This is a genomic window from Comamonas sp. B-9, assembly GCF_000410635.1.
Lineage (GTDB): Bacteria > Pseudomonadota > Gammaproteobacteria > Burkholderiales > Burkholderiaceae_C > Comamonas.
This window is the reverse complement of sequence record NZ_KE148643.1, coordinates 1-10,928: the sequence shown is the minus strand read 5'-3', so window position 1 is coordinate 10,928 and position 10,928 is coordinate 1. Positions and strand designations below refer to the sequence as shown.

Below are 10,928 nucleotides of genomic sequence, written 5' to 3'. Positions count from 1 at the left end.
CCTCGCTGGGCCGGCGCCATGTGCCCAGCCGCTACACCAGCAATGCCAATACCGCGCAGCTGCCCGCCTACACGGTGGCCGATGCGGTACTGGGCTGGAACCTCAACCGCAGCACCACCTTGAACCTCGTTGGCCGTAACCTGACCAACAAACGCTATGCTGCATCGTCCTACGGCTCGCAATGGCTGATGGGCAACGGTCGCAGCTTTGAGCTGATGGCCCATCTGCGTTTCTAAGCAAGGTCCAGGCATGACACGACGCGCGTTTAGGTACTTTCAGCATGCGTTGGCGGCGGCCGCCGCCGTCGCGCTGCTGGGTTGTGACCAGCCCGCTGGGCAGGGCGCCACCGGCGGCACAGCACCGGCTCCAGTGGCTGCTGCGCCTGCGGCTGAACCAGGGCTGCGGGCCACCCCTCTTGTGATCGATGTCTGCGGCCAGCCCCAGCGCTATGACCGGGTGCCGCAGCGCGCCATCACGCACGATGTGAACATCACCGAGATGTTCCTGTTTCTGGGCCTGGGGCCCAGGCTGGTCGGCTACTCGGGCATACCGTCGCGCAAGGAAATCAGCCCCGAGCTGATGGCCCAGCTGGCCAAGGTGCCCAAGCTGTCGTCGCAGGACATGAACCTGGAAAACATGCTCGAGGCCCGCGCCGACTTTGTGTTTGGCGGCTGGAGCTATGGCTTTCGCCCTGGCGGGGTGACGCCCGAGCTGCTGGCCCAGCATGGCGTGGCCAGCTATGTGCTGTCCGAGTCCTGCATCCATGTGCAAAAGCGCGAGCGTGTGGCGCTGGGCGACACCTTGGCGGATCTGCGCAATGTGGCGCGCATCTTTGACATCGAGCCCCAGGCGCAGAAGCAGATTGCCAAGCTACAGGCCTCGATCGACCAGCTGGCCGCGCAGATGCACGGCAACAGGCAGCAACCGCGCGTCTTTGTGTTTGACAGTGGCGAGAAGATCCCCACCACGGTGGGCGGCTTTGGCATGCCCCAGGCCATGATCGATGCGGCCGGCGGCAGCAATATCTTTGCCGACATCGCCAGCAACTGGCCCAAGGGCAACTGGGAGGATGTGATCACCCGCGACCCCGAGTGGATCATCATCATCGACTACGGCCGACCCAGCGCTCAGGGCAAGATCGATTTTCTGCGCGCCAAGCCGGAGCTGGCAGGAGTGTCTGCGATCCTCGAGCAGCGCTTTTTTGTCATCAGCTATGCCGAAGCCACGCCGGGCCCGCGCAATGTGCATGTGGCCCAGCGCCTGGCTGCTGCCTTGCACCCGGATCGCCACATCACCGTAGACCTGGTTCCCTGGCTGCCTGCAGCGGAGCCCAAGCCGTGAGCCATGCGCCGGGCTGCGACGGCCTGCATGAACGCCAGCGGCGCGCGCCCTGGTCTTTGGCGCTGTGCCTGCTGCTGCTCTTGGCGCTGTTGCTGGCCAGCGCGCTGGCCGCCATCACCTGGGGCTCGGCATCGCTGCAGGCCTCCAGCGTGTGGTCGGTCGTCAGCCAGCAATTGCTGGGCGGCGGCTGGCAGCCCGATGCAGGGCAGGGCGGCATCAGCCAGCAGCACTACCAGATTGTCTGGATGGTCCGTATGCCCCGGGTGCTGCTGGCAGCGCTGGTGGGCGCCGGCTTGGCTGTGGTCGGCGTGGTGATGCAGGCCATGGTGCGCAACCCGCTGGCTGATCCTTATATGTTGGGCGTTTCTTCGGGGGCATCGGTGGGTGCCGTCTCGGTGCTGGCCTATGGCAGCCTGGCGATGGCCGGCATCTATGCGATCACCGCAGGCGCCTTTATTGGCGCGCTGCTGGCCACGGCCCTGGTCTATGCGCTGGCCCAGCAGCAGGGGCGCCTGCATGCGACCCGGCTGATCCTGAGCGGCGTGGCCATTGGCTACATGCTGATGGGGCTGACCAGCCTGATTACCTTGACGGCAGGCCAGCGCGAACTGGCCAACGCCTTGCTGACCTGGACCCTGGGCAGCCTGGCAGCGACCCAGTGGAGCGCCTTGGGCCTGCCCGCTGCCGTGCTGGGCCTGGGCCTGCTGTGGCTGCTGCTCTGCGCCCGCCAGCTCAATGCCTTGCTGATAGGCGACGAGGGCGCTGCCACCCTGGGGTTGAACACCGCCAGCCTGCGCCTGCAATTGTTTGTGGTGGTGTCCTTGCTGACGGGCACCATGGTGGCAGTCAGCGGTGCCATCGGTTTTGTCGGCCTGGTCATTCCCCATATCACCCGCATGCTGGTGGGCAGTGACCACCGCCGTGTTTTGCCCGTCAGTGCCTTGATGGGTGCGAGCTTCTTGGTGCTGGTCGATCTGGCGGCCCGCACCTGGTTTTCGCCCAGCGAGCTGCCGGTGGGCGTCATCACTTCGCTGATTGGCGGGCCCTTCTTTATCTGGATGCTATGGCGCCGCACTACGGCGATGCCAGGAGGCAGTGCATGATGCTGACGGCCAAGCAACTGTCCTGGACCGCCGGCCACGGCGCCCAGGCCACGCAGATCGTGCGCCAGGCCAGCCTGCAGGTAGCGCAGGGCGAATGTGTCGGTCTGGTGGGCCCCAATGGCTGCGGCAAATCGACCTTGATGCGCATGCTCTACCGCGTGCTGCAGCCCCAGGCCGGTGGCCGCATAGAAATGCAAGGCCGCGACATCTGGCAGATGAGCGCCCGGCAGTTTGCGCAGCAGGCGGCCGTGCTGGGCCAGGAGTCTGGCCTGGGCTTTGACTGCACGGTGCAGGAGCTGGTGATGATGGGCCGCTACCCGCACCAGTCGCGCTGGGCGAGGGACAGCGCCAAGGACAAGGCCGTTGTCAGCGCCTGCCTGGCGCAGGTGCGGGCCAGCAGCCTGGCTGACCATCCGCTGTCTTCGCTCTCAGGTGGTGAGCGCCAGCGCGTGCTGCTGGCCCGTGCGCTGGCCCAGCAGCCGCAGCTGCTGTTTCTGGACGAGCCCACCAACCACCTGGATATCCAGTTCCAGCTGGAGCTGCTCAGCCTGGTGCGTGCCTCGGGCTGCACCGTGCTGATCGTGGTGCATGACCTGAACCTGGCCGCGCAGTTCTGCGACCGCATCTATGTGATGCAGGCCGGCGCGATCGAGGCCGAAGGCGCGCCCGAGCAGGTGCTGACGCCAGCCACCATTGCACGCGTGTTCCAGGTCGAGGCGCTGGTAGACCGCCATCCGCGCCTGGACAAGGCGCGTGTGAGCTACTGGATGGACAAGCCCCATGGCTAAAAAACCCGATGCCTTGTTGCTGCTGGGCCGGGGCGGACTGGGGTCTGCCGCCAAGAACGAATTGCAGGCCTTGCTGCAGGCCTGCCAGCAGGCCGACCCGGGCCTGCCAATGCAACTGGCCTTTGTGGACCGCAACCAGCCGGCCTTGCCCGAGGCGTTGGACAGCCTGAGCGCTGCACTTGCGCCAGGCGATCTGGCGCAGCAGACCATCGTCATCCAACCCACCATGGTGCCTGATGAGCCCGCACTGCGGCGCTGGCTGCAAAAGCTCGCCATGCGCTGGCTCGCCAGCCAGCCCGAAGATGCCCGGCCCCAGCTGGTATTTGCGCAGCCTCTGCTGCAGTGGGAGGGCCTGGTGCCGGCCTTGCTGAACCACCTGGCGCTCGCTACGGCACAGCCGGATGTGGTGGCCGAGGAGGGCGAAGAGGGCTGGCAAACCGACCCCGTCGCCTGGAGCACCGTGCCCACCCACCAGCGCCATGTGCTGTGGTGCATGGGGCCGCGCTGCGTCGCCAAAGGGGCTGCAGCGTTATGGCCTCGGCTGAGCCAGGCGGTGCAGGCCAGTGCGCCCCTCAAACAACAGCTGCAGCTGCTGCAGACCAGCTGTCAGTACCCCTGCAACCAGGGGCCGCTGATGATTGTCTATCCCGAAGGCGTCTGGTACGGCCATCTGGATGAAGACAGCCTGGTGCCGGTGCTCAAGAGCCACATGGAGGGCAGCGAAGCCTGTGCGGCGCACCGGGTGCATACGCTCCGCCTGCCTCCGCCCGACAACGATCCAGACCAATGAGCGCAGTGCGCTATTTGCACTGCAGCAGCGGATCGGCCGCAAAAATCTCCACCACCCAGTCGACAAAGGCCCGCACCTTGGCACTCAAATGGGAGTTGGGCGGGTAGACCACATAGACCGGCAGCAGGGGCTGGGTCCACTCCGGCAGGATCTGTACCAGCTCACCGCTTTTCAGGTATTCACGCGCCTGGTAGCTGGTGATCTGTCCCACGCCCTGGCCGCTGAGCAGGCTGGTGGTATAGGCATTGGCTTCGTTCACGGCCAAGGTTGAGGGGTTGGTCATCTCGATGACCTCGCCGTTGTGCTGAAACTCCAGCGGATAGCGGCGCTGGGCCACGGGCGAGAAGAAAATCACACTGTTGTGGCCGTTTTCCAGATCGCGCGGATGCTGGGGCGTGCCGTGGCGCTGCAGGTAGGCGGGCGAGGCCATGGTCAAGAACTCCAGATTGCCGACGCGGCGCGCCACCAGCGACTGGTCGCTCAGCTCGCCGCCCCGGATCACGCAGTCCACATTGTCGGCAATCAGATCCACGGTGCGGTCGGTCACGCCCAGGTCGATCTGGATATCGGGGTAGCGCGCCTGGAAGGAGGCCAGCTGCGGGATGATCAGCATCCGGGCGATGGAGGTGCCGACATCGACACGCAGGCGCCCGCGCGGCGTGGCGCGCACCTGGCTCATGCTGGCCTCGAGCTCATCAAAATCGCTCAGCAGCCGCACGGCACGGTCGTAGTAGGCGGCGCCATCGGTGGTCACCGTCACGCGGCGCGTGGTGCGGTTGAGCAGCTTGACCCGCAGCCGGTCTTCCAGCGCCTGCACATGCTTGGTCACACTGGCCTTGGGCAGCTGCAGCGACGAGGCCGCAAGCGTGAACGTGCCCGACTCCACGACCCGCGCGAACACCCGCATTGCCTGTATCTGATCCATCTGCCTCTCCTTGCACTGTGCTTGCACTGTCGCGCACGCGCGCGCCAAAAGTAGGTGGATTCTCACACGCCAAAGATCATGCCATTGTTCCTGATTTGGAAATAGTGCGGCCATAATTTGCGGATTGATCGGTTGCAGCAACGCAACTACATTTACCCCATGCCTACTTTCCACCGGGCTAGCTTATGTCTGACACCACCGTAAAAACCCGTTCACCGGCTCCTGACTTCATCGACACCGTCGCTCCGACGGCGTCAGGCGAGTCGGTGGCCGTGCGCCTGTACGGTAGCAAGGGCAAGTCGGGCGAGCCTTCGCCCTTGGTGCTGCATTTTCATGGCGGCGCTTTTGTCGAAGGCGATCTGGACAGTGGCTGCACCGTGGCGGGTCTGCTGGCCTCAGCAGGTGCCCGTGTGGTGTCGGTGGCGTACCCGCTCTCACCTGAGCATCCATTTCCGCGTCCATTGGAGATCGGATATGAAATGCTCCAGTGGAGCTACAAACATCGCACACGCCTTGCCGGCAAAGGTGCGCCGATGTATGTGGCTGGTGAGGAGGCGGGCGCCAACCTGGCTGCCGGCGTGTGTCTGATGGCGCGTGATCAACGCCATCCGCCGCTGGCAGGGCAGATCCTGCTCTCACCCATGCTCAATCCCTGCGCTGGCACGGCATCGCTTCGCGCTGCCAATGGCGATGCGACGGAATGCAAATGGGCCGAGGGCTGGAGCAAGTTCCTGGGCTGCACCTATGACGGCATCCATCCCTACGCCGTGCCTGCGATGGCACAGCGCCTGGCTGGGCTGCCGGCAACGCTCATCATGGTGGGCGATGAAGACCCGATGCATGACGAGGCACTGGCTTATGCCAGCCGCCTGCAGGCAGCCGGTCATCTGGTGCAGCAGCATGTATTCAAGGTCGCGCAACAGTGGCCCGATGCATTGCTCGAGCCCCGTGCTCCCGAGCCCTGTCCCTGTGCCGGGGCAGTGCTGGAACAACTGGCACTTTTCTTCGAGACATCCCGATGTCGGGCGCAAGCCTGATCCCCTGAACGAAGCGCAAGGCAAGAGCTGCGCCACTCTCCGGTAAAGCCCGGGGAGCGGCGGCGGGCGGCTGCGCCTTCACCACCCTTTAAAAACGCTTTCTCGCAACGCATTGCCGGATGGGCAAGGATTTTCTGTCGGCTTTTGTAGCCGCAGGGGCATGCCGTTGCCGCAAGAAACCTCAAAAACGATTCACGCACACATCAGGACTTGGCCATGAGCAACAACAAAACTTCGACTTCCCCTCAACGCCGCTGGTGGACGGCCATCGGACTGGCAGCCGCCGTGGTGGCAGCAGGCGGCACCGCGCTGGGCCTGCAAAGCTCGCACGCGAGCGCCCCGGCCGAGGCCGCAGCGCCGCCGGCAATGCCGGTCTCCGTCGCCCAGGTTCTGCAGCAGGACGTGCAGCTGTGGGACGAATTCTCCGGCCGGCTCGAAGCCGTGCAGCGCGTTGATGTGCGCCCCCGTGTGGCGGGCGCGCTGCAGGCGGGGCACTTCAAGGAGGGCGCCCTGGTCAAGGCGGGTGATCTGCTTTTCACGGTGGACCCGGCCCCTTATGCCGCCGAAGTAGATCGCGCCGAAGCCCAGGTGGTGGCGGCGAAGGCGCGCATGGGCTATTCGCAAAGCGAAGCCGAGCGTGCTGCCCGTCTGTGGGAAGAGCGCGCCATTGCGCAAAAGGAACTGGACGAGCGCACCAACGCCCGCCGCGAAGCAGACGCCAACCTGCGCGCAGCCCAGGCCGCACTGCAAACGGCCAAGCTCAACCTGGGCTACACCCAGGTGCGCGCACCCGTGGCTGGGCGCATGGGCCGCATCGATGTGACCGTGGGCAACCTGGTCAGTGCCGGTGCCGGCGCACCGGTGCTGACGACCCTGGTCTCCGTCAACCCCATGTACGCCAGCTTTGATGCCGACGAGCAGATCGTGACGAACGCGCTGCAAGGCCTGCGCCAGGGCAAGAGCGCGCGCGCGCTGATCGAGAGCATTCCCGTGCAGATGGGGGTGGGCACCAGCGGCGCCACGCCCTACAACGGCCACCTGCAGCTGATTGACAACCAGGTCGATGCGCGCAGCGGCACGGTGCGGGTGCGTGCGGTATTTGACAACGCCGATGGCGCGCTGATGGCCGGCCAGTTTGCCCGCGTGCGCATGGGCCAGCCCCACAGCCAGCAGGCGCTGCTGATCAATGAGCGTGCCGTGGGCACGGACCAGAGCAAGAAGTTTGTGCTGGTGGTGGGCGAGGGCAACAAGGCCGAGTACCGCGAAGTGCAGCTGGGCGCGCCGTTTGAGGGCCTGCGCCTGGTGACCTCGGGCCTCAAGGCCGGCGAGCGCATTGTGGTCAACGGCCTGCAGCGCGTGCGGCCCGGCGCCGTGGTGGCGCCGCAGGATGTGCCCATGTCCAGCAAGTCCGAGCTCAAACCCGAGCTCAAGGGCGATGCGCAGCAGGCAGCCAACGATGGCTCCAAGCCCGCCGCCTAAACCGATAACAAAAAAGCCAAGCGTATGAATTTATCCCGATTTTTCATCGACCGCCCGATCTTTGCGGGTGTGCTGTCGCTGCTGATCTTTCTGGCAGGGCTGATTGCCATGCGGGCCTTGCCCATCTCGGAGTACCCCGAGGTGGTGCCGCCCTCGGTGGTGGTGCGCGCCCAGTACCCCGGCGCCAACCCCAAGGTGATCGCCGAAACCGTGGCCACGCCCCTCGAAGAATCCATCAACGGTGTCGAAGGCATGCTCTACATGGGCAGCCAGGCCACCACCGATGGTGTGATGACCCTGACCGTGACCTTCAAGCTGGGCACCGACCCGGACAAGGCCCAGCAGCTGGTGCAAAACCGCGTCTCGCAAGCCGAGCCGCGCCTGCCCGAAGAAGTGCGCCGCCTGGGCGTGACGACAGTCAAGAGTTCGCCCGACATCACCATGGTCGTGCACATGGTCTCGCCCAATGGCCGCTATGACATCGACTACCTGCGCAACTACGCCGTGCTCAACGTCAAGGACCGCCTCGCGCGCATCCAGGGTGTCGGCCAGGTGCAGATCTTTGGCGGCGGCGATTACTCGATGCGCGCCTGGCTGGACCCACAAAAGGTGGCCCAACGCGGCCTGTCGGCCAGCGATGTGGTGGCCGCCATCCGTGGCCAGAACGTGCAAGCCGCTGCTGGCGTGGTGGGTGCATCGCCGGGTCTGCCTGGCGTGGACACCCAGCTGTCGATCAATGCCCAAGGCCGTTTGTCCAGCACCGAAGAGTTTGGCGACATCATCGTCAAGACCGGCTCGGACGGTGCGGTGACGCGCCTGCGTGACATTGCCCGCCTGGAGCTGGGTGCGGCAGATTACTCGCTGCGCTCGCTGCTGAACAACGAACCTGCGGTGGGTATGGGCGTGTTCCAGGCGCCTGGCTCCAATGCGCTCGAGATCTCGGAAAACGTGCGCAACACCATGGCCGAGCTGCAAAAGAACATGCCTGAAGGCGTGGAATTCCGCATTGCCTATGACCCAACCCAGTTTGTGCGCGCCTCCATCGACTCGGTGATCCACACCCTGCTCGAAGCCATTGCGCTGGTCGTTGTGGTGGTGATTGTGTTCCTGCAAACCTGGCGCGCCTCCATCATCCCGCTGCTGGCCGTGCCGGTGTCGGTCGTGGGTACGTTTGCGGTGCTGCATCTGCTGGGCTTCTCGATCAATGCGCTCAGCCTCTTTGGCCTGGTGCTGGCCATCGGTATCGTCGTCGACGATGCGATCGTCGTGGTCGAGAACGTGGAGCGCAACATTGAAGCGGGGCTGAGCCCGCGCGAAGCCACCTACCAGGCGATGCGCGAAGTCTCGGGCCCCATCATTGCGATTGCGCTGGTGCTGGTTGCGGTGTTTGTGCCGCTGGCCTTTATCAGTGGCCTCACCGGCCAGTTCTACAAGCAGTTTGCGGTGACGATCGCCATCTCGACGGTGATCTCGGCCATCAACTCGCTGACCCTGTCGCCAGCGCTGGCAGCCTTGCTGCTCCGAGGCCATGACGAGCCCAAGGATGCGCTCACCCGTGGCATGGACCGCGTGCTGGGCGGCTTCTTCCGCCGCTTCAATGCCGTCTTCCACCGGGGCTCGGAAGCCTACAGTGGCGGCGTGCGCCGCGTGATTGGCCACAAGGCTGGCATGTTTGTGGTCTACCTGGCGCTGGTCGGCGCCACCTGGGGCCTGTTCCATATGGTGCCCGGCGGCTTTGTGCCCGCGCAGGACAAGCAGTACCTGGTGGGCTTTGCCCAGCTGCCCGATGGCGCAACCCTGGACCGCACCGAAGACGTGATCAAGCGCATGGGCGATATCGTCAAAGAGAACCCCAATGTGCAGGACGCCATCGCCTTCCCCGGTCTGTCGATCAATGGTTTCACCAACAGCTCGAACTCCGGCATCGTGTTTGTCTCGCTCAAGCCCTTTGCCGAGCGCACCCGCGCTGACCAAAGCGGTGGCGCCGTGGCCGGCCAGCTGAACCAGGCCTTTGGCCAGATCCAGGATGCGTTCATCGCCATGTTCCCGCCGCCACCGGTGTCGGGTCTGGGCACCACGGGCGGCTTCAAGCTGCAGATCGAAGACCGGGCCTCGCTCGGCTACGAAGCGATGGACGGCGCGGTCAAGGCCTTCATGGCCAAGGCCTACCAGACGCCGGAACTGACCGGCATCTTCTCGAGCTGGCAGGTCAATGTGCCCCAGCTCTATGCCGATATCGACCGCACCAAGGCGCGCCAGCTCGGTGTGCCGGTGACCGATATCTTCGAGACCCTGCAGATCTACCTGGGCAGCCTGTACGCCAATGACTTCAACAAGTTTGGCCGCACCTACAGCGTGCGGGTGCAGGCGGATGCGGGATTCCGCGCCCGTGCCGAAGATGTGGGCGCGTTGAAGGTGCGCTCGACCACCGGCGAGATGGTGCCGCTGTCCGCGCTGATGAAGCTCGAACCCAGCTTTGGCCCAGAGCGTGCGATGCGCTACAACGGCTTCCTGTCGGCCGACGTCAATGGCGGACCAGCCCCCGGTTTCTCGTCGGGCCAGGCCCGCGAAGCGGTGGAGCGCATTGCTCGCGAGACCTTGCCCCAGGGCATTGGCTTTGAATGGACGGAGCTGACCTACCAGGAAATCCTGGCGGGCAACTCGGCGGCGCTGGTCTTCCCGCTGGCGATTCTGCTGGTCTTCCTAGTGCTGGCTGCGCAGTATGAAAGCCTGACCCTGCCGCTGGCGATTGTGCTGATCGTGCCAATGGGCTTGCTGGCCGCGATGACCGGTGTCTGGCTCTCGCATGGCGACAACAACGTGTTCACCCAGATCGGCTTAGTGGTGCTGGTGGGGCTATCGGCGAAGAACGCCATCTTGATTGTGGAGTTTGCCCGTGAGCTCGAATTTGCCGGACGCTCTCCCATCCAGGCCGCGATCGAGGCCAGCCGCCTGCGTCTGCGCCCCATCCTGATGACCTCGATGGCCTTCATCATGGGCGTGCTGCCGCTGGTGCTGTCCAAGGGTGCCGGCGCCGAGATGCGCAGCGCCATGGGTGTGGCGGTGTTTGCCGGGATGATTGGTGTGACCGCCTTTGGTCTCTTCCTGACCCCCGTGTTCTATGTGCTGCTGCGCAAACTGGCAGGCAACCGCCCGCTCAAGCAACACGGCGCCCATGTGGCCCCGATCACGGCGCCGGTCCCTGCACCTGTGCATGGCGCAGGCTCGGGCCAACCCATCTTGGCCGCGGCTCGCGGACATGACGAATAAGAGAAGAAAAACATGCAAGCAATGACTATGTCTTTCAACGCCAAAACCGGTCAGGCGCCCCTGGGCCGGGGCCTGCGCCTCGCGCTGGCACCGCTGCGCTTGAAACTGCTCACGCCGCTGGCAGCGGCCCTGCTGCTGGCCGGTTGCGCCACCGCGCTGCCGCCTGCTGTGCAAAACGCTGGCGTGCCGGTGCCC

The 10,928-nt window shown here is 65.0% G+C and carries 9 protein-coding genes and 1 pseudogene; 9 read left to right on the top strand and 1 reads right to left on the bottom strand.

The features are described from left to right. From H928_RS33665 to H928_RS0119685, 5 genes and pseudogenes are all read left to right on the top strand, one after another. A pseudogene (locus tag H928_RS33665) lies at positions 1–236 on the top strand (TonB-dependent receptor); the annotation flags it as partial. A 13-nt stretch (positions 237–249) separates the two neighbouring features. Continuing rightward, on the top strand, positions 250–1,341 hold the full coding sequence (locus tag H928_RS28855; protein ID WP_084635882.1) for an ABC transporter substrate-binding protein: 1,092 nt from the start codon (positions 250–252) through the stop codon (positions 1,339–1,341). After that, the gene (locus H928_RS0119695) at positions 1,338–2,444 is read left to right on the top strand and encodes an iron ABC transporter permease (protein WP_021028041.1); all 1,107 of its coding nucleotides are present in this window, start codon (positions 1,338–1,340) and stop codon (positions 2,442–2,444) included. The genes H928_RS28855 and H928_RS0119695 overlap by 4 nt, the downstream gene beginning before the upstream one ends. After that, a complete protein-coding gene (locus H928_RS0119690) occupies positions 2,441–3,232 on the top strand; it encodes an ABC transporter ATP-binding protein (RefSeq protein ID WP_021028040.1) in 792 nt (263 codons plus the stop codon). The genes H928_RS0119695 and H928_RS0119690 overlap by 4 nt, the downstream gene beginning before the upstream one ends. Continuing rightward, complete coding sequence (locus tag H928_RS0119685; RefSeq protein WP_021028039.1) at positions 3,225–4,022, top strand: ferredoxin; 798 nt, start codon at positions 3,225–3,227, stop codon at positions 4,020–4,022. The genes H928_RS0119690 and H928_RS0119685 overlap by 8 nt, the downstream gene beginning before the upstream one ends. Positions 4,023–4,032: 10 nt before the next feature. Here H928_RS0119685 and H928_RS0119680 read toward each other — a convergent pair whose 3' ends face one another. After that, positions 4,033–4,947: a LysR family transcriptional regulator gene (locus H928_RS0119680; RefSeq protein WP_021028038.1), complete on the bottom strand. Its 915-nt coding sequence runs from the start codon at positions 4,945–4,947 to the stop codon at positions 4,033–4,035. A 185-nt stretch (positions 4,948–5,132) separates the two neighbouring features. Here H928_RS0119680 and H928_RS0119675 point away from each other — a divergent pair, with 185 nt between their 5' ends. From H928_RS0119675 to H928_RS32530, 4 genes are all read left to right on the top strand, one after another. After that, positions 5,133–5,984: an alpha/beta hydrolase gene (locus tag H928_RS0119675; protein WP_021028037.1), complete on the top strand. Its 852-nt coding sequence runs from the start codon at positions 5,133–5,135 to the stop codon at positions 5,982–5,984. A gap of 216 nt (positions 5,985–6,200) precedes the next feature. Continuing rightward, on the top strand, positions 6,201–7,463 hold the full coding sequence (locus H928_RS0119670) for an efflux RND transporter periplasmic adaptor subunit (RefSeq protein ID WP_027011151.1): 1,263 nt from the start codon (positions 6,201–6,203) through the stop codon (positions 7,461–7,463). Positions 7,464–7,487: 24 nt separating this feature from the next. Continuing rightward, positions 7,488–10,733 (top strand): efflux RND transporter permease subunit, encoded by a 3,246-nt coding sequence (locus tag H928_RS0119665; protein ID WP_021028035.1) that lies wholly within the window; start codon positions 7,488–7,490, stop codon positions 10,731–10,733. Between the two features lie 12 nt (positions 10,734–10,745). After that, a partial coding sequence (locus tag H928_RS32530; RefSeq protein ID WP_204366330.1) for a hypothetical protein occupies positions 10,746–10,928 on the top strand: 183 nt, incomplete at its 3' end.